The sequence below is a fragment of the Streptomyces sp. NPDC030799 genome (assembly GCF_055572255.1).
The window spans coordinates 393,012-411,010 of sequence record NZ_JBVIDS010000001.1; the positions used below are offsets into that span (position 1 = coordinate 393,012).

General features: G+C 70.2%; 21 protein-coding genes. 10 read left to right on the forward strand and 11 right to left on the reverse strand.

What is annotated here, in order from left to right:
* Positions 1-17: 17 nt before the first annotated feature.
* Together ACZ41I_RS01680 and ACZ41I_RS01685 are read right to left on the reverse strand one after the other, a co-directional pair.
* The gene (locus ACZ41I_RS01680; protein ID WP_363215888.1) at positions 18-212 is read right to left on the reverse strand and encodes a DUF397 domain-containing protein; all 195 of its coding nucleotides are present in this window, start codon (positions 210-212) and stop codon (positions 18-20) included.
* On the reverse strand, positions 194-1,027 hold the full coding sequence (locus tag ACZ41I_RS01685; protein WP_363215889.1) for a helix-turn-helix domain-containing protein: 834 nt from the start codon (positions 1,025-1,027) through the stop codon (positions 194-196). The genes ACZ41I_RS01680 and ACZ41I_RS01685 overlap by 19 nt, the downstream gene beginning before the upstream one ends.
* A gap of 145 nt (positions 1,028-1,172) precedes the next feature.
* On the opposite strand from ACZ41I_RS01685, the gene ACZ41I_RS01690 reads away from it, so the two are divergent.
* The 5 genes from ACZ41I_RS01690 (at position 1,173) to ACZ41I_RS01710 (ending at position 4,656) form a co-directional block, all read left to right on the forward strand.
* Positions 1,173-1,370, forward strand: a complete 198-nt coding sequence (locus tag ACZ41I_RS01690) for a hypothetical protein (protein ID WP_468512915.1) — start codon at positions 1,173-1,175, stop codon at positions 1,368-1,370.
* Positions 1,367-1,582, forward strand: coding sequence for a hypothetical protein (locus ACZ41I_RS01695; protein WP_363215891.1), 216 nt, complete (start codon positions 1,367-1,369; stop codon positions 1,580-1,582). The genes ACZ41I_RS01690 and ACZ41I_RS01695 overlap by 4 nt, the downstream gene beginning before the upstream one ends.
* 83 nt (positions 1,583-1,665) lie before the next feature.
* The gene (recO, locus tag ACZ41I_RS01700) at positions 1,666-2,415 is read left to right on the forward strand and encodes a DNA repair protein RecO (RefSeq protein WP_363215892.1); all 750 of its coding nucleotides are present in this window, start codon (positions 1,666-1,668) and stop codon (positions 2,413-2,415) included.
* A 17-nt stretch (positions 2,416-2,432) separates the two neighbouring features.
* On the forward strand, positions 2,433-3,281 hold the full coding sequence (locus ACZ41I_RS01705; protein ID WP_399771944.1) for an isoprenyl transferase: 849 nt from the start codon (positions 2,433-2,435) through the stop codon (positions 3,279-3,281).
* 40 nt (positions 3,282-3,321) lie between these two features.
* Positions 3,322-4,656, forward strand: a complete 1,335-nt coding sequence (locus tag ACZ41I_RS01710) for a histidine-type phosphatase (protein WP_468512916.1) — start codon at positions 3,322-3,324, stop codon at positions 4,654-4,656.
* 56 nt (positions 4,657-4,712) lie between these two features.
* On the opposite strand, the gene ACZ41I_RS01715 is transcribed toward ACZ41I_RS01710, so the two are convergent.
* From ACZ41I_RS01715 to ACZ41I_RS01730, 4 genes are all read right to left on the reverse strand, one after another.
* Positions 4,713-5,123, reverse strand: coding sequence for a Fur family transcriptional regulator (locus ACZ41I_RS01715; protein ID WP_363215895.1), 411 nt, complete (start codon positions 5,121-5,123; stop codon positions 4,713-4,715).
* 63 nt (positions 5,124-5,186) lie between these two features.
* Positions 5,187-6,089: a metal ABC transporter permease gene (locus ACZ41I_RS01720; protein ID WP_468512917.1), complete on the reverse strand. Its 903-nt coding sequence runs from the start codon at positions 6,087-6,089 to the stop codon at positions 5,187-5,189.
* A complete protein-coding gene (locus tag ACZ41I_RS01725) occupies positions 6,089-6,856 on the reverse strand; it encodes a metal ABC transporter ATP-binding protein (RefSeq protein WP_363215897.1) in 768 nt (255 codons plus the stop codon). Before ACZ41I_RS01725 ends, ACZ41I_RS01720 begins: the two co-directional genes overlap by 1 nt.
* Before the next feature lie 20 nt (positions 6,857-6,876).
* Entirely contained in the window at positions 6,877-7,836 is a 960-nt protein-coding gene (locus ACZ41I_RS01730; RefSeq protein ID WP_468512918.1) for a metal ABC transporter substrate-binding protein, read from the reverse strand.
* A gap of 162 nt (positions 7,837-7,998) precedes the next feature.
* Here ACZ41I_RS01730 and ACZ41I_RS01735 point away from each other — a divergent pair, with 162 nt between their 5' ends.
* On the forward strand, positions 7,999-9,381 hold the full coding sequence (locus tag ACZ41I_RS01735) for a glycine--tRNA ligase (protein WP_399771932.1): 1,383 nt from the start codon (positions 7,999-8,001) through the stop codon (positions 9,379-9,381).
* Positions 9,382-9,481: 100 nt separating this feature from the next.
* On the opposite strand, the gene ACZ41I_RS01740 is transcribed toward ACZ41I_RS01735, so the two are convergent.
* Entirely contained in the window at positions 9,482-10,594 is a 1,113-nt protein-coding gene (locus ACZ41I_RS01740; protein WP_399771930.1) for an endonuclease/exonuclease/phosphatase family protein, read from the reverse strand.
* A 232-nt stretch (positions 10,595-10,826) separates the two neighbouring features.
* Between ACZ41I_RS01740 and ACZ41I_RS01745 the strand changes: the two genes are divergently transcribed.
* The 3 genes from ACZ41I_RS01745 to ACZ41I_RS01755 all read left to right on the forward strand — a co-directional run bounded on the left by ACZ41I_RS01745 (position 10,827) and on the right by ACZ41I_RS01755 (position 13,165).
* Entirely contained in the window at positions 10,827-11,438 is a 612-nt protein-coding gene (locus ACZ41I_RS01745; RefSeq protein WP_468325804.1) for a LysE family translocator, read from the forward strand.
* Between the two features lie 81 nt (positions 11,439-11,519).
* Complete coding sequence (locus ACZ41I_RS01750) at positions 11,520-12,542, forward strand: aldo/keto reductase (protein WP_468512919.1); 1,023 nt, start codon at positions 11,520-11,522, stop codon at positions 12,540-12,542.
* A gap of 26 nt (positions 12,543-12,568) precedes the next feature.
* Positions 12,569-13,165: a TetR/AcrR family transcriptional regulator gene (locus ACZ41I_RS01755; protein WP_468512920.1), complete on the forward strand. Its 597-nt coding sequence runs from the start codon at positions 12,569-12,571 to the stop codon at positions 13,163-13,165.
* Here ACZ41I_RS01755 and ACZ41I_RS01760 read toward each other — a convergent pair.
* The 3 genes from ACZ41I_RS01760 to ACZ41I_RS01770 all read right to left on the reverse strand — a co-directional run bounded on the left by ACZ41I_RS01760 (position 13,146) and on the right by ACZ41I_RS01770 (position 15,464).
* Positions 13,146-13,565, reverse strand: coding sequence for a hypothetical protein (locus tag ACZ41I_RS01760; RefSeq protein ID WP_468325807.1), 420 nt, complete (start codon positions 13,563-13,565; stop codon positions 13,146-13,148). The genes ACZ41I_RS01755 and ACZ41I_RS01760 overlap by 20 nt on opposite strands.
* 140 nt (positions 13,566-13,705) lie before the next feature.
* Entirely contained in the window at positions 13,706-13,924 is a 219-nt protein-coding gene (locus ACZ41I_RS01765; protein WP_360096299.1) for a hypothetical protein, read from the reverse strand.
* Positions 13,925-14,036: 112 nt separating this feature from the next.
* Positions 14,037-15,464: an MFS transporter gene (locus ACZ41I_RS01770; protein ID WP_468512921.1), complete on the reverse strand. Its 1,428-nt coding sequence runs from the start codon at positions 15,462-15,464 to the stop codon at positions 14,037-14,039.
* 146 nt (positions 15,465-15,610) lie between these two features.
* On the opposite strand from ACZ41I_RS01770, the gene ACZ41I_RS01775 reads away from it, so the two are divergent.
* Positions 15,611-16,495 carry a helix-turn-helix transcriptional regulator gene (locus ACZ41I_RS01775; protein ID WP_363215907.1) on the forward strand — a complete coding sequence of 295 codons (885 nt, stop codon included), beginning with the start codon at positions 15,611-15,613 and terminating at the stop codon, positions 16,493-16,495.
* Between the two features lie 37 nt (positions 16,496-16,532).
* Here the strand turns inward: ACZ41I_RS01775 and ACZ41I_RS01780 are convergent, their stop codons facing one another.
* A complete protein-coding gene (locus tag ACZ41I_RS01780) occupies positions 16,533-17,975 on the reverse strand; it encodes an MFS transporter (protein ID WP_468512922.1) in 1,443 nt (480 codons plus the stop codon).
* Positions 17,976-17,999 lie beyond the last annotated feature (24 nt).

Here is a 17,999-nt window from a genome sequence, read left to right on the forward strand (position 1 = left end):
CCGGCGGTGGCGGTGGCTCAGGCCTCCAGGGCGCCGATGAACTCCGTCCACGCGGACGCCCCGATCACGAGCACCGCACCCCCGGGGACCTTGCTGTCCCGGACCGGTACGACACCGGGGACTCCGTCGGCGACCTCGACGCAGTTGCCGCCCTCGCCGTTGCTGTAGGTGCTCTTGCGCCAACGGGCGTTGCTCAGGTCGTGCTGGTGCATCGTCTATAGTCCTCAGCCGCCGACTCGATCAAGGTGAGGGACGCCTTCGGCGACAACGCGGCGACCCTGAGCAGATCGTAGGCGCGCTGCGCCCGCTTCACCACGGCCGGACCGTCCATCAACGTGCCCGAAAACGACGTCTCTGTATAGGCGACGGGCGGCGCTTCCTCGAAGTCCATGAGTCGCAAGTCACCTGTCATCGATGCGTGTGCCCCAGCCGCGTACGGAATCACCGTCACCCACACCGTCCGCTCCCGCATCAGCCCTGCGATGTGGTCCAGTTGCTCCGCCATCTCCCGCCGGCCGCCCACCGGAATGCGCAGGACGCTCTCGTGCAGGATCACCCAATACTCGGGCCTTGTAGCGTCCTTGAGGATGTGCGCCCGCTCCAGACGAGCCATGACGATGTCCTCGACGTACTCGTCCGTCACGAACGGATTTGCGGCGAGCGTGACTGCCTCCGCGTATGCCTTCGTCTGCAGCAGACCCGGCACCACGGTGGGCGCGAACTCACAGATCCGCGTCGCCACCCGCTCCAACTCCACGACCTCCGCGAAGTACTCCGCGTACCGGCGGTCGTCGATCAGCTTCCGGCAGAGGCGCTCGAAAATACCGTCGGTTTGCAGGACCTCGTCGATCCGCTGGGCGATATCCAGCTGAGGTTTTCGAATGGCCTGCTCGAACTGTCCGATATAGGCGCCGGAGACGAAGACGCGCGCCCCCAGCTCCACCTGGGTGAATCCGGCATCTTCCCGGCGCCTCTTCAGCTCCGTGCCGAAGAACTCCCATGCCGCTTGCCGTGAACCGCTGGCCATGGCCAACCCCCTTGCCCTGCCTCGCTCTTGTAGGGCGCAGACTGCTGGCGAGTGTAGTGGCGGAGAGTCACTCTGGATGTGCGAAGAGTGAAACTCGAAGAGGAAGGGGAGCACGGTGAGGGCGCGACGGACCACACACTCGGCATTGTGTGTCGAAGAGGCGGAGGACACGTTGGAGGAATTGCGGTCGGCTTTCGAGAAGGCCGGGATCGTGCTGCCGTCACTCGGACTGGATCCGGTGAGTCTCGCGCGGGAGGCGCCCTGTCCGCTGGTCGAACTGGGACGGTGTCCCGTGGACACCGCACGGCGGCTCGCCGCCGTCCTGACGGGAGCGGCGCGGTGAAGCCGCCCATCGGCAGCCACGCCGTGGACACCGCGTCCGGGCGGGTCGGGATCGTCATGGGGCACGAGGGGCCCTACATCCAGCTGAGGCCGTACGGCGGGGGCCGGGAGTGGGACGCCGAGCCCGGTGCCGTACGGCCGGCCACCCCCGCCGAGCGGATCAGCGCGGAGACGGCGTACGCGAACGCCCGCAGTCGTGGCGAGCTGCTCTAGGGGGTGCGGACCGCACTGCGCACGTTTCTGCCCGCGATGGAGGATCTGCGCGGGCGCCACCCGGAGTGGTTCAGAATGGTCCCATGAGTCTGTTCCGCGACGACGGCATCGTGCTGCGCACCCAGAAGCTGGGTGAGGCGGACCGGATCATCACCCTGCTCACGCGGAGTCATGGGCGGGTGCGGGCCGTGGCCCGGGGGGTGCGGCGGACGAAGTCGAAGTTCGGGGCCCGGCTGGAACCCTTCTCCCACGTCGACGTGCAGTTCTTCGCGCGGGGAAGCGAGCTGGTCGGGCGCGGACTGCCGTTGTGCACGCAGAGTGAGACCATCGCTCCCTACGGCGGTGGGATCGTCACCGACTACGCCCGGTACACCGCCGGAACAGCCATGCTGGAGACCGCCGAGCGGTTCACCGATCATGAGGGCGAGCCGGCCGTGCAGCAGTATCTGCTGCTGGTGGGCGCCCTGCGGACGCTCGCCCGGGGGGAGCATGCCCCGCATCTCGTGCTCGACGCCTTTCTGCTGCGCTCCCTCGCGGTCAACGGGTATGCCCCGAGTTTCACCGACTGCGCGAAGTGCGGCATGCCCGGGCCGAACCGGTTCTTCTCCGTGGCCTCCGGCGGCTCCGTCTGCGTCGACTGCCGGGTGCCCGGCAGTGTCGTACCGTCGCCGGAGACCCTGGTGCTCCTCGGGGCGCTGCTTACGGGAGACTGGGAGACGGCGGACGCGTGCGAGGCCCGGTACGTCCGCGAGGGCAGCGGGCTGGTGTCCGCCTATCTGCACTGGCATCTGGAGCGCGGGCTGCGCTCGCTCAGGTATGTGGAAAAGACGTAGAGGGAGACGAGAAGCACATGGTCGTACGCGGGATCCTGGGGCGCCAGCGGCGTGAGTACAAGGCGCCGGAGCCGCATCCGTCCGGTGCGCGTGCGCCCAAGCTCCCCGGCGAGCTGGTGCCCAACCACGTGGCCATCGTCATGGACGGCAACGGACGGTGGGCGAAGGAGCGGGGGCTGCCGCGGACCGAGGGGCACAAGGTCGGGGCCGAGCGGGTGCTCGATGTCCTCCAGGGGTCCATCGAGATCGGTGTGCGCAACATCTCCCTGTACGCCTTCTCCACCGAGAACTGGAAGCGGTCGCCCGACGAGGTCCGCTTCCTGATGAACTTCAACCGCGACTTCATCCGCAAGACCCGCGACCAGCTCGACGAACTCGGGATCCGGGTGCGCTGGGTGGGGCGTATGCCCAAGCTGTGGAAGTCGGTCGCCAAGGAGCTGCAGATCGCCCAGGAGCAGACCAAGGGCAATGATCTGCTCACCCTGTACTTCTGCATGAACTACGGCGGGCGGGCCGAGATCGCCGACGCGGCGAAGGCGCTGGCCGAGGACGTGAAGGCGGGGCGGCTGGACCCGGGGAAGGTCAACGAGAAGACCCTCCAGAAGTACCTGTACTACCCGGACATGCCGGACGTGGACCTCTTCCTGCGGCCGAGCGGCGAGCAGCGCACCTCCAACTACCTTCTGTGGCAGAGCGCGTACGCCGAGATGGTCTTCCAGGACGTGCTGTGGCCCGACTTCGACCGCCGTGACCTGTGGCGGGCCTGTGTCGAATTCGCCTCCCGCGACCGGCGGTTCGGCGGCGCCGTGCCGAACGAGGAACTCCTCGCCATGGAGGCCGCCATGAAGGGCGAGTCCACCTCGTAGCCACCGGCGGTTCATCCGGGGCGCCGAGGATGCGGGACTCATGAGACCTCTCACGCCTGTCCTCGCGCTCGGCGCCCTGCTGCTCACCGCGCTGCCCGCGCACGCCGTGGACGAGGGTCCCGCGCACCGCGACAGCTACGGCACCAAAGCCCCGTACGAGCCTCGGCAGAGCGCGCACACCCATCAGCGGCCCCCGGCCGGCTACACCGCCGTCTTCACCGAGAACGTCTCCCGGCACGGCTCCCGTGCGGCGACGGACGGTGCGGACGGCGACCTGGTCCTCGCCCTGTGGGACAGGGCGCAGGAGCAGGCTCAACTCACCCCGAGAGGTGAGGAGTTCGGGCCGCGTGTGCGGGCGCTGATGGCCGCCATGGAGAAGACCGGGTACGGCAACCTCAGCGGGCGCGGGCGACAGGAGATGCGGGACACGGCGACGCGCATGGAGCGCCGGCTGCCCGCCCTGTTCACGCGGATCGCCGACGAGGGCGAGAAGATCGACGTGGTCAGCTCCGGGCAGGGGCGGGCCGTGGACAGCGCGGGGGAGTTCACCGGGGCGCTCGCGGCGGCCGACCCCGCGCTGAAGCCGCTGATCGGGGCGACCCGTACGGACAAGGATCTGCTGTACTTCCACAAGGCGGCGGGCGGGGCCGCCTACCGCGACTACCTCGCGAACGACCAGCGCCTCAAGGACACCCTGAACGCGATCACCGACCAGCCCAGGACGCACGAGGCCGCGCGCAGTGTCCTGCGGCGGATCTTCAAGGACGCCTTCGTCGACCGGATCACCGACCAGGTCGGCGCCGCGCGGGCCGTCTACGACCTGTACGCCATCGCGCCGGCGATGAGCGAGGAGAGCCCCGACCCGGACGGCGACGGCTGGGGCATGGACCGCTACATCTCCCGCTCGGACGCGTCCTGGTTCGGCTACCTCTCCGACGCCGAGGACTTCTACGAGAAGGGTCCCGGTTTCTCCGACAGCGACATCACGTACAGGATGGCAAACGTTCTGCTCGACGACTTCTTCCAGCAGGCCGAGGCCAAGCGCGCCGGCACCAGCGACCTCGGCGCCGAGCTGCGTTTCACCCACGCCGAGGAGATCATTCCGCTGGCCGCGCTGATGGGGCTGCCGGGCAGCACGAAGCCGGCGACGCCGGGGGAGACGTACACGTACGCCGGCAATCCCTGGCGGGGGGCGTCGGTGGCTCCGCTGGGCGCGAACATCCAGTGGGACGTCTTCAGGAAGGGCGACCAGTACCTCGTCCGCATGCTCTACAACGAGAAGGAGACGGCGTTCAGGACGGGGTGCCGTCCGGTCGAGAAGGGGAGCACCTTCTACAACCTGGACGAACTGGAGCGCTGCTTCGGGCGGGGCTGAGCCGAGCGGCCGAGGGGCGCGGAGCTGTCTCGGCAGCGGTCCGCGCCCACACGGTCTCAACCGGCGGCGCACTCCGCACATGTGCCGAAGATCTCCACCGTGTGCGCCACGTTGACGTAACCGTGTTCCGCCGCGATGGCCTCGGCCCATTTCTCCACCGCCGGACCCTCCACCTCGACCGCCTTGCCGCAGGCACGGCACACGAGGTGGTGATGGTGCTCACCGCTGCTGCAGCGGCGGTAGACGGACTCGCCGTCGGACGTGCGCAGGACGTCGACCTCGCCGGCCTCCGCGAGGGACTGCAGCGTGCGGTAGACGGTGGTGAGCCCGACCGAGTCGCCCTTGTGCTTGAGCATGTCGTGCAGTTCCTGCGCGCTGCGGAACTCCTCGACCTCGTCCAGGGCCGCCGCCACGGCTGCACGCTGGCGGGTCGCGCGGCCCTTCACGGGCGGTCCAGCGGTCGTCACCGTTGTCTCCTCACGTCTCGCTTGTGCCCGGGCGGCCATTGTGCCAGCCCGGACAGTCGGCGGTCAGACGCCGATCTCGTCCGCGGCCCCTCTCGTGGCCGGAATCGTGCACTCCGCCGGGTCCCCGGCGGGGTGTGCGGCGGCGGCCGCGCGGGCGCGTCGGCGGGCCAGCGGGGTGGCCAGGGCCGTGAGCGCGACGAACGCGGCGATGGTCAGCAGGACGATCGTCGCGCCGGGCGGGACGTCCTGGTAGTACGAGGTGACCGTGCCGCTGATCGACACGGTGATGCCGAGGGCCACGGCGATCACGAAGGTCGCCGCGAAGCTGCGGGTGAGCTGCTGTGCGGCGGCGACCGGTACGACCATGAGCGCGGAGACCAGGATCAGGCCGACGACCCGCATGGCGACGGTCACCGTGACGGCCGCCGTGACGGCGGTGAGCAGGTTCAGGGCGCGCACCGGCAGCCCGGTGACCCGCGCGAACTCCTCGTCCTGACTGACCGCGAACAGCTGGCGGCGCAGGCCGAGGGTGACCGCCACCACGAAGGCCGCCAGCACCATGATCGCCGTTACGTCCGACGGGGACACCGTCGACAGGGAGCCGAACAGGTACGACGTCAGGTTGGCGTTGGAACCGCCCGGTGCGAGGTTGACGAACATCACGCCGCCGGCCATGCCGCCGTAGAAGAGCATCGCGAGGGCGATGTCGCCGCGTGTCTTGCCGTACCAGCGGATCAGTTCCATCAGCACCGAGCCGAGCGCGGAGACGGCTGTCGCCATCCACACCGGTGAGGCGTGCAGCAGGAAGCCGAGGCCGACGCCGGTCATCGCCACGTGCCCGATGCCGTCGCCCATCAGGGGCTGGCGGCGCTGGACGAGGTAGATGCCGATCGCGGGCGCGGTGATGCCGACCAGGACGGCGGCGATGAGCGCCCGCTGCATGAAGGCGTAGTTCAGGAGGTCCATCAGCTCAGCAGTCCCGTGCGGATCGGTTCGGCGCCCGCTGGTGCGTGCGGGTGTACGTGGTCGTGGCCGGGCAGCGCGTGCTGGCCCAGGGCCTTCGGGGGCGGGCCGTCGTGCAGCACGCAGCCGTCGCGGAGTACGACCGCCCGGTCGATCAGGGGCTCCAGCGGCCCGAGTTCGTGCAGGACCAGCAGAACCGTCGTACCGGCGGCCACCTGCTCCTGGAGGGTCCGGGCGAGCACCTCCTGGCTGGCCAGGTCCACGCCCGCCATCGGCTCGTCCATGATCAGCAGCTCCGGCTCGGCGACGAGCGCGCGGGCGATCAGCACCCGCTGGTGCTGGCCGCCGGACAGGGCGTTCACCGAGTCCTTGGCGCGGTCCGCCATGCCGACCAGCTCCAGGGCCCGGTGCACGGCCGCCCGGTCGGTCTTGCGGAAGACGCCGAAGCGGGTGCGCGAGAGGCGGCCGGAGGAGACGATCTCGGTAACCGTCGCCGGGACGCCGCCTGCGGCTGTCGTGCGCTGCGGCACGTAGCCCACGCGCGCCCAGTCGCGGAAGGAGCGGCGCGGGGTGCCGAACAGCTCGATCGTGCCGCCGCTGACCGGGACCTGGCCGATGATCGTGCGGACCGCCGTGGACTTGCCGGAGCCGTTGGCGCCGAGCAGCGCGACGACCTCCCCGCGGCCGACGGTGAGGTCGATGCCGCGCAGCACAGGACGTGCGCCGAGTTCGGCGGTGACCCCGCGCAGGGCTATGACGGGCTCTCCCATGATCCTGCCCTCCCTGTCGGTCACTTGGCGCCCAGTGCCTGCTGGAGCGCTGTGAGGTTGGCCTGCTGGACGGCGAAGTAGTCCTTGCCGCGGGACTTGGCCGTGATGCCCTCGATCGGATCCAGGACGTCCGTCTTCAGGCCGGCGTCGTTCGCGACGGTCTTCGCGGTTCTGTCGCTGACGAGCGTCTCGTAGAAGACGGTGGAGACGCCGTCGGCCTCGGCCAGCGTCTCCAGGTCCTTGATCCGGGCGGCGCTGGGCTCCGACTCGGGGTCGAGGCCGTTGATGGCCTCCTCGGTCAGGCCGTAGCGCTCGGCGAGATAGCCGAAGGCGGCGTGGGTGGTGACGAAGACCTTGGTCCTCGTGTGCGCCAGTCCGTCCTTGAACTGCTTGTCCAGGCCGTTCAGCTGCTCGACCAGGGCCGCGGTGTTCTTCCTGTAGTCGGCGGCGTGCCGGGGGTCGGCCTTCTCGAAGGCCTTGCCGACACCCTCGGCGACCTGGGCGTAGCGCACCGGGTCGAGCCAGATGTGCGGGTCCTTGCCCGTCGACTCCCCGTTCTGGTGGGTGTCGTGCGCGGCCGCACGGCCGCCGACCTCGTTGCCGTGGTCCTCCAGCGTGGTCAGGGAGGCCGCGTCGATCTTCGTCTTGACCGGGGACTGGGCCACCGCGTCGTCGACGGAGGGCTGGAGGTGCTTCAGATACAGGACCGCGTCGGAGTTCTCCAGTCCCGCGATCTGCCGGGGGCTGAGCTCCAGGTCGTGCGGTTCCTGGCCGGGAGTGGTCAGACTGGTGACGTGGACGTGGTCCCCGCCGATGCGCTCGGCGAGGAAGGCCATGGGATAGAAGGACGCTACGACGTCGAACTTGCCGGTGTTCGCCGCTTCCGCCGTGCCCCCGGAACAGGCGGTGAGGGTGCCGAGGCCGAGGGCGGTCACGGCGGTGATCGCGGCGGCGGGTATGAGGCGTCGTCGTACGTTCATGACAGTCATTTTCAACAAATATGGAAACCGTTGTCAACAAGCCCTGTCCGGGCTGCTTGGAAGGGGGGCCGATTTGGCCGTGGGGGAGCCCGCGCCGGTAACCTGAATCATTCGCTGGAAGCATCTCGCTTCAACGCCCGTCGTCGTAATGAAGAGAGCACCGTGGCCGCCGACAAGATCGACACCATCGTCAGCCTGAGCAAGCGCCGTGGCTTCGTTTTCCCGTGCAGTGAGATCTACGGCGGACAGCGTGCCGCCTGGGACTACGGACCGCTGGGTGTCGAGCTCAAGGAGAACATCAAGCGCCAGTGGTGGCGCTACATGGTGACGTCGCGCGAGGACGTGGTCGGTATCGACTCGTCCGTCATCCTGGCCTCCGAGGTCTGGGTCGCGTCCGGCCACGTCGCCACCTTCACGGACCCGCTGACCGAGTGCACCGCGTGTCACAAGCGGTTCCGTGCCGACCACCTGGAAGAGGCGTACGAGGAGAAGAAGGGCCACGCCCCGGCCAACGGCCTCGCCGACATCAACTGCCCGAACTGCGGCAACAAGGGCCAGTTCACCGAGCCCAAGCAGTTCTCGGGTCTGCTGTCGACGCACCTCGGCCCGACCCAGGACTCCGGCTCGGTCGCGTACCTGCGCCCCGAGACCGCCCAGGGCATCTTCACCAACTTCGCCCAGGTGCAGACCACCTCGCGCCGCAAGCCGCCGTTCGGCATCGCCCAGATGGGCAAGTCGTTCCGCAACGAGATCACGCCGGGCAACTTCATCTTCCGCACCCGTGAGTTCGAGCAGATGGAGATGGAGTTCTTCGTCAAGCCGGGCGAGGACGAGCAGTGGCACGAGTACTGGATGGAGCAGCGCTGGAACTGGTACACCGGCCTGGGTCTGCGCACTGAGAACATGCGCTGGTACGAGCACCCGAAGGAGAAGCTCTCCCACTACTCCAAGCGCACCGCCGACATCGAGTACCGCTTCCAGTTCGGCGGCAGCGAGTGGGGCGAGCTGGAGGGTGTCGCCAACCGGACCGACTACGACCTCGGCGCCCACTCCAAGGCCTCCGGCCAGGACCTCTCCTACTTCGACCAGGAGGCCGGCGAGCGCTGGACGCCGTACGTCATCGAGCCCGCGGCGGGTGTCGGCCGGACCATGCTGGCCTTCCTGCTCGACGCCTACGTCGAGGACGAGGCGCCGAACGCCAAGGGCAAGATGGAGAAGCGCACGGTGCTGCGCCTCGACCACCGCCTGGCCCCGGTGAAGGTCGCGGTGCTGCCGCTGTCCCGCAACCCGGAGCTGTCCCCGAAGGCCAAGGGCCTCGCCCAGGCGCTGCGCCAGAACTGGAACATCGAGTTCGACGACGCCGGTGCGATCGGCCGCCGTTACCGCCGCCAGGACGAGATCGGTACGCCGTACTGCGTGACCGTCGACTTCGACACGCTGGAGGACAACGCCGTCACGGTGCGCGAGCGGGACTCGATGAAGCAGGAGCGTGTGTCGCTGGACCAGATCGAGGGCTACCTGGCCGGCCGTCTGCTGGGCTGCTGACGCCCACCGCCGGTGCCCGTCCAGGGGGCTCCGCCCCCTGGACCCGCGGTCTGCGCCCACCCTCCAGCCGACGCTGTCGGCTGGAGGGTGGGCGTTCTGCTCACAGATCCAGGTCCACGTACAGCGCGGCGTGGTCCGATGCCTCGTCGGTCTTCGACTTCACGCTGTCGAAGTGGTTCGGGTGCGCGAAGATGCCCCGCGTCTCCAGGCCCACCTTCTGCACCTTCGACCACAGATCGGGCGGAAGCAGGATGTAGTCGAGCTTGTCCCGCTTCGAGTGGCAGGTGCCATGGGTGCCCGGGTCTCCCTGGTACGAGGGGTGGCTCATCACATCCCGCAGCGGGGGGTCGGCGCCCAGCAGCGCCTCGACCGGCTTGCTGTCCGGGAAGTCGTTGAGGTCTCCGGCGACCACGACGTTCGGGGTGCGCTTGAGCGCCGCCCGGTAGATCTCGGCGACCCGTTCCGCCTGGGCGAGGCGCAGCTCGGGGTCGTCGTTGAACTTGCTCTTGAGGTGGTTGCCGAGGATCACCAGGCTCTCCCCGTCGAGCTGGATCTCGTACTCCGGGCAGTCGCGGCTGAACAGCGGCTTCGTCGGGTCCGCCGGGTCCGGGTCGAAGAGGTGCGGCCGGACGGAAGTGATCGGAAGACGGCTGAGGATCCCGATGTCGATGCCCCGCGGGTCATTGCCGTCGATCAGCAGACCGAAGGGGTACGGCTGCCGGCCCAGGCCCAGGACGTGCTGGTTGAAGCGTTCCAGGGTGAGCCGGTCCTCGACCTCGGGCACCAGCAGAACGTCGGCGTCGACCTCTGTGACCACCCGCCCGGTGTTCTTCACCGCGACCATGTCCAGGTCGTCCTGCCCGAGTTCGGCCCAGCCGGCCCACGCGCCGCGGCCGCCGGCGCGGATCTGCAGCTCCGTGGGGTGGGACCCCGGCGCAGGCGTGTCGAAGAGCCCGCTGCTCTTCCCGGGGCGGTTCTGGTTGATGCGGATGAGCGGGGGGTTGTCGGGGTCGTTGCTGTAGGCCTGGTAGGTGAGGATGATGTCCGCGATCTCCTTCTTGTCCGGCTCGGTGTACGCCGGCTTGTCCAGGAGAGCGACCAACTTGTCGAAATCGTCGAGGACTTGCTTCCGCTGTGCCGCGTCGGAGAGACGGAAGACGGAGGGGCGGCGGAAGAGGTTCTCGGTGTTGAAGGTGGCGATACGAACGACCATGGCGGCCTCCTTCGGGCGGCGCGAGAACACCGCACGGTCGGCGGCAGGCGCCGCCGGAGTGACTGCTCGCCGACAACTTCGATTGTCCGGTGGGCGGCGAACCGTGTCCAACGGGGCGGATCCCGCCCGTACCGCCCGCTCATGGACGGCTTCCGCCGCTCGCCGATTGGTCCCGTGAACCGCTCGGTGTTTGGCCCTGTTTCCGGGGCCGCGCCGCCGTCAGGGTGACCCCATGAGCCTCGCCTTCCTCCTCACCACCCTCGTCGTCGTCGCCACCCCCGGCACCGGTGTCGTCTACACCCTCGCCGCCGCCCTCTCGCACGGCCGTCGCGCGAGTGTCGTCGCGGCGTTCGCCTGCGCGCTCGGGATCGTGCCCCATGTGCTGGCCACGGTCACCGGGCTCGCCGCGCTGCTGAACGCGAGTGCGACCGCCTTCCAATTCCTCAAGTACGCCGGTGTGGCCTACCTGATGTACATGGCGTGGGCGACGCTGCGGGACAAGGAGGCGATCGCCGTCGAGCAGGACGGCCCGCCCCGCTCCTCGGCGCAGGTGATCGTCCGGGGTGTGCTGGTCAATCTGCTCAACCCCAAACTGACGATCTTCTTCTTCGCCTTCCTGCCCCAGTTCGTGAACCCGGCCGAGCCGCACGCGCTCCCGCGCATGCTCGGCCTGAGCGGTGTCTTCATGCTGCTGACGTTTGTCGTCTTCGCCCTGTACGGCGTCCTCGCCGCCTCCGTGCGCAGCCGCCTCACCGCACGGCCGGGGGTCATGGTCTGGTTGCGGCGCAGCTTCGCCGGATCCTTCCTGGCCCTCGGCGCCAGGCTGGCCTTCACGGCCCGATGAGACGGCGCCGGAACCGGTGCGGATGACAGCTATGGAATGACAGATATTGAAATCTGTCAGCTGTCATGGCAAGGTGAAGGCATGACGATGCGAACCCGAACCCTCGGAACCACCGGACCCGAGGTCTCCGCCCTCGGTCTCGGCTGCATGGGCATGTCCGCGCTGTACGGCGACGCCGACCGCGCGGAGTCCGTCGCGACCATCCATGCCGCCCTGGAAGCAGGCGTCACCCTGCTGGACACCGGCGACTTCTACGCCATGGGGCACAACGAGATGCTGATCGGCGAGGCCCTGCGCACCGCCCCGGCCGCCCGTCGCGAACAGGCGCTGCTCAGCGTGAAGTTCGGCGCCCTGCGCGACCCGGAGGGCAACTGGGCCGGCTACGACGGCCGCCCGGCCGCCGTGAAGAACTTCGCCGCCTACTCCCTGCAGCGCCTCGGCGTCGACCACATCGATGTCTACCGGATCGCCCGTCTCGACCCGGACGTGCCGATCGAGGAGACCGTCGGCGCGATCGCCGAACTGATCGAGAAGGGATACGTCCGGCACGTCGGCCTGAGCGAGGTCGGCGCCGACACCCTCCGCCGGGCCGCCGCCACCGCCCCCGTGTCCGATCTGCAGATCGAGTACTCGCTGATCTCCCGCGGCATCGAGCGGGACATCCTGCCCGCCACCCGCGAGCTGGGCATCGGCATCACCGCGTACGGCGTGCTCTCGCGCGGCCTGATCTCCGGCCACTTCGCCCGCGACCGGCAGCTGGCCGCGAACGACTTCCGCGCCCACTCCCCCCGCTTCCAGGGCGAGAACCTCCAGCACAACCTGGACCTGGTCGAGGCCCTGCGCAAGATCGCCGAACGCAAGGGCGTCACCGTCGCGCAGATCGCCATCGCCTGGGTGATCTCCCAGGGCCTGCGGCAGGACACGACCATCGTGCCGCTGATCGGGGCCCGCACCCGCGAGCGGCTGACCGAGTCGCTGGGCGCGCTGGACGTCACCCTGGACGCGGCCGACCTGACGGCGATCGAGGAGGCCGTACCGGCGGACGCGGCGGCCGGCGACCGCTACCCGACCGCGCAGATGGCACACCTCGACAGCGAGCGCTGACCGGGATGCCGGGTACGGTCTGGAGCATGGCACCGACCAGCGAGACCCTGACCGCCGAGCGCATCCTCGAAGCGACCGAGGAGGTGCTGCGCCGCCACGGCCCGGCCAAGGCCACCGTGGTCGACGTGGCCCGCGCGCTCGGCGTCAGCCACGGCAGTGTGTACCGGCACTTCCGCACCAAGGCGGCGCTGCGCGAGGCGGTCACCAAGCGGTGGCTGGACCGGACGTCGCAGAAGCTCGCCGTCATCGTCGCCGGCGACGGCACCCCCGAGGAGCGGCTGCGGGCCTGGCTCACCGCCCTGTTCGAGGCCAAGCGGCACAAGGCGGGAGACGACCCCGAACTCTTCGCCACCTACACGGTGCTGACCGACGAGAACGGCACCGCGGTCGGCGAGCACATCGCCGACCTGACCGCGCAGCTGGCCCGGATCATCGCGGCAGGTGCCGCGTCGGGCGCCTTCCCGGTACCCGACCCCGCCGCCGCGGCGCGGGCCGTCTTCCAGGCCACCGGCCGTTTCCACGACCCCTGTTACGCCCGGGAGTGGACCGCCCCCGGCGTCGACGAGGAGTTCATGGCCGTCGTGGACCTGCTGATACGGGGACTCAGCTCACCTTCACGGTGACGGCGGGCGAGTAGACGTGCCCGGCCGCGATCCGCAGATGCTCGGTGCCCTTGGTGTTGAGCCGGGCGAGGAGCGCGTACGAGCTGCCCTTCCCGACCTTCGCGGTCGACTTCATATTCGTCCACGTGCCGTTCTTCTCGTGCTGGAGGGCCAGCGGGGTGCCGGTCTTCAGGCCCTTGGTGCGTCCGGTGAGCCTCACCAACTGCCCGGTCTTCACCGCGGTCTTGTTGACGCTGATGGTGATCGAGGCCGTACCGGCGGCCGGGCTGGGCGGGGCACTGGGGGCGCCCGGGGCGCCGCCGGCGGCGAAGGCTGCGGCCGTCCCACCGGAGAGCAGCGCCACGGAGAGAAGACCGGTGCCGAGCGCACGGCCGAAGCGGTGGCGGAGTACCCAGGTCATGGTCGTCTCCTGTCTCGATGAACCTTTCCCAGGCTGAACCGGCTCCGCGAAGGCGGCCACTCGGGCGGATGACGGCGCAGGTCAGGGCCGGATTTCCCACGGCCGGGCGCTCGTCCTCACGGCTGCCGGGCCGCTCGTCCTCACGGCTGCCGGGCCGCCGCCGGATCCACTGTCGCCTGATGGGCCTCGGCCAGATGCTCCGCCGCCTTCAGCCACGGCAGGAACTGGGCGCCCCTGCGCCAGCCGCACGTGTCACATCTGATCGTGCGCTGCACTCCCGTGCGCTGGACCCGGACGACATGCTCCCGGCCGTGCCCGTCCCATCTGCTGACCTTGCTCGTGCTGTTGCCCTGCGGCATCACGCCTCACGCCTCCTCGCATCCGGCACCCCCGACCGGAACAGGAGTGTGCAGCAAGACGAACATCAACAGGGGGAGCTTCCCGCGCAGTTGTCCGAGCCGTGGCCTCGGCTCAGCCGACCTCACGGGGCAGGCGCAGGCTGAGCAGGCCGGTCAGTGCTGTCCCGGCCAGCTGCACCAGCAGCGTGGTGACCAGCGCGTCACGCATGCCCATGCTCGCCGAGAGGGTGAGGAACAGGGTGCCGAGGGTGGCCACGCCGAGGGCCAGCGCGGACTGCTGGGTGGTGACCATCACACCGCTGCCGACGCCCGCCCGGGCCGGCGGCACCTCCGACATCACGATCCGCAGCACGTTGGGCAGTTGGAGTGCCTGTCCGGCGCCGGCCACGGCCGCGCCCGGCAGCAGCGAGCCGACGCCCAGATGCGGCCAGTCACGCCAGGCGGCCAGCACGATCAGCAGGATGCCCACGCCCTGCACCACGGATCCGGCGGTGACGACGCGGCTGCCGTAGCGGGCGATCAGCCGGGGTCCGGCCAGGGAGACGAACAGGAACGCCACGGCCATCGGCGCGAGGGCCAGGCCGGCCGGCACCGGCCCGAGCCGGGCGCCCTGCTGCAACGCCAGCGCGATCACGAACATGAACCCGCTGAAGCCGATGGAGAACGGCACCATCAGCACCAGACCGCGCCGCAGTGACGCCAGCGCGAGCAGGCTCGGCGGCACCAGCGGGGTCCGGCCCGCCCGGTCGGCCCGCCGCTCCACGGCCCAGAACGCGCCGGCGGCGAACGGGAACACGGCCAGCGACAGCCACGTCCACAGCGGCCAGCCTGCCGCACGGCCCTCGGTGAGCGGCGCCAGCAGCGTCAGCAGGGACACCGCGAGCAGGACCGTGCCGGGACCGTCGACGGGTTCGGGGTGCTGCGAGCGGGTCTCGGGCACGACGCGCACGGCGAGGACGAGACCGAGCACGACCACGGGCACGTTGACGAGGAACACCGACCGCCAGCCGGTCCCGGCGACATCGGCGGCGACGAGCACCCCGCCGAGTATCTGCCCCGCGACCATGGACAGTCCGGCCGTGGCGCCGTACAGGCTCATGGCCTTCGCGCGGCGTGCGCCGTGCGTGGTGGCCTGGATGGTGGCGAGCACCTGCGGCAGCATCGCGGCGGCCGAGGCGCCCTGCGCGACCCGGGCCGCGACCAGGCTCCAGGCGTCGGGGGCCAGCCCGCAGGCCAGCGAGGTCAGCCCGAACGCGCCCATGCCGCCGAGGAACAGCCGGCGCCGCCCGAACAGGTCCCCGAGCCGCCCGCCGAGCACCAGCAGCACGGCGTAGGCGACGCCGTACCCGGCCACGACCAGCTCCAGCACGGCCTCGCCCGCGGCGAGATCGGCACCGATGGTCGGCAGGGCGACGTTGACGATGAAGAAGTCGACCAGCGGCAGCGCCGCGGCCAGCAGAACGGTGAACAGCCCGAGCCCGCCGAGTGCGGGAGGTGCGGCCGTCGCGGAAACGGCCCGGGTGGTGACGGTTTCACTCATGCCGTCCAGCCTGCGTCACCGCCCAGACGGGTACCAGAGTGTCCTGATCCTGGTAGAAGAACTACCCGGCAACAGGATGCGGGGCGTCCCGATCCTGGTGGAAGAATTGCCTGGCGACAGGTTGGGGATGCGGGCACCCTGGATCCATGACGACGACCGCCACGGCCCGGGAGACCACCGCACAGCCGACCCGGGGCTCGGAGATCCGGCGGCACGAGCTGGCCGCGTTCCTCCGCAGCCGCCGCGAGCGCATCGCCCCCGAGCAGGTGGGTCTGCCGCGCGGCGCCCGGCGCCGCACCCCCGGCCTGCGCCGGGAGGAGGTCGCGCACCTCTCCGCGGTCGGCGTCACCTGGTACACCTGGCTCGAACAGGCCCGTGACATCCAGGTCTCGGTGCAGGTCCTGGACGCCCTGGCCCGCACCCTGATGCTGGATGCCAGCGAGCGCGCCCACCTCTTCCAGCTGGCCGGCGCCACCGATCCGACCCCCGCGGCGAGTTGCCCGAGCGTCACCCCGGCGCTGCGCGAGATGCTGCGGCAGCTGGAGCCGGTCCCGGCCTGCATCCAGAACAGCCGGTACGACATCCTCGCCTACAACCGCACGTACGGCCGCCTCCTGTGCGACCTGGACGCGCTGCCGGCGCAGGACCGCAACTGCATGCTCCTCGTCCACGCGAACAAGGAGTGGCAGGAGTCGGTCGTCCACCTGGAGGAGACCCGGCGCCTGATGGCCGCCCGGCTGCGCGCGTCCATGGCCGGCCACCTCGGCGAGCCGGCCTGGAAGTTGCTTCTGAAGCGGTTGGAGGAGTTCCCCGAGTTCCGTGAGAACTGGGAGCGTTACGAGGTGGTCGGCAGCCGCCACAAGACGAAGGTGTTCCGCAACTCCCACGTGGGACGTCTCAGGCTGGCGCACACGGACCTGTGGCTGGGCCCGGAGCAGGGCGCCCGTATGGTGACGTACACCCCCGCCGACGAGGAGACCCGCGAGCGGCTGGAGAGGCTGTACGACATCGCCCTCGGCACCGCCCGCTGACACCGCCTGCCCGGCAGGCCGACCGCCGCCGGGCGCGTCAGGGCGCTCCGACCGGCTGGCGGATCTCCGTCGACTCCAGTTCCTCGGCGGTGCGTTGGGCGGTGCGGTGGGCCCAGCGGCCGCTGGTGAGAAGGCCGAGGAGGAGGACGGCCAGGCCGCAGGCGGTGAGGATCCACCAGCCGGGGCGGGCCGCCGAGACGAAGGCCTGCTTCATGGGCGACGAGCCGATGCCGGAGGCCAGGACCGCGCCGACCACCGCGACGCCGAGGGTCTGGCCCAGCTGCCGGCTCGTGGAGGCGACCGCGGCGGCGACCCCGGCCTGGGCGCGCGGCATGCCGGAGACGGCCGTGTTGGTGATCGGGGCGTTCACGAAGCCGAAGCCGATGCCGAACAGGACGTAGCCGATGAGGAGGGCGGCGTTGGACGTCTCCGCCTCGAAGGCGGCGAAGAGGACGCCGCTCGCCGTCATCGCCGTGCCGGCGATCAGCAGGGGCAGGCGAGGGCCTCGGCTGCCCACCAGGCGGCCGGACAAGGGCGCGCACAGGAACGTCGGCGCGGCCATCGGCAGCATCCACAGGCCCGCGTTCAGGGCGTTCAGACCCCGGACGTTCTGCAGATAGAGCGTGGACAGGAAGAGGAAGCCGCCGAGCGCGGCGAACGCGCCGACCGCGATCACCGTGGCGCCGCTGAACGGAGCCGAGCGGAAGAAGCGCAGGTCGATGAGGGGTTCGGCGCGGCGGGGCTCGTACCACAGGAGGCCGAGCAGGGCCGCGACGGCGATGGCGAAGAAGGGGGCCACGGCGGCCGCGCCCGAGTCCGGCGCCTGGATGATCGCGTACGTCAGCGAGCCGAACAGGGCGATGACCAGGAGCTGGCCGACCGGATCGGGGCGGCGGGCCTTCGGCGCGCGGGACTCCGGGACGAAGCGGAGGGTCAGCAGGAGGGCCGCCAGGCCGACCGGGAGGTTGACCCAGAAGATCGCGCGCCAGCCGACCGACTGCACGAGGAGGCCGCCCACCAGCGGGCCCGCCGCCATCGAGATGCCGACCACCGCGCCCCACACGCCGATCGCCCGGGCCCGCTCCCGGGCGTCGGTGAACGTGTTGGTGATGATCGACATGGCGACCGGGTTGAGCATCGAGCCGCCGATCGCCTGCACCATGCGGAACACCACCAGCAGGGTCAGGTTCGGCGCGAGCGAGCACAGCAGGGAGCCGACGGAGAAGACCACCAGGCCGGCCATGAAGACCCGCTTGCGGCCGATGCGGTCGGCCGTGGAGCCCGCGAGCATCAGGAGCGAGGCGAGCACCAGCGTGTAGGCGTCGATCGTCCACTGCAGGCCGGAGGTGGTGGCGTGCAGATCGCGCTGCATGGACGGCAGCGCCACGTTGAGCGCGGTGACGTCCAGGCTCACGATCAGCAGGCTCATACAGCAGATCGCGAGCACGAGCAGACGGCGGCGGTGGGTCAACTCGGGCATGGATGCAATCGTACGCCTACTTCG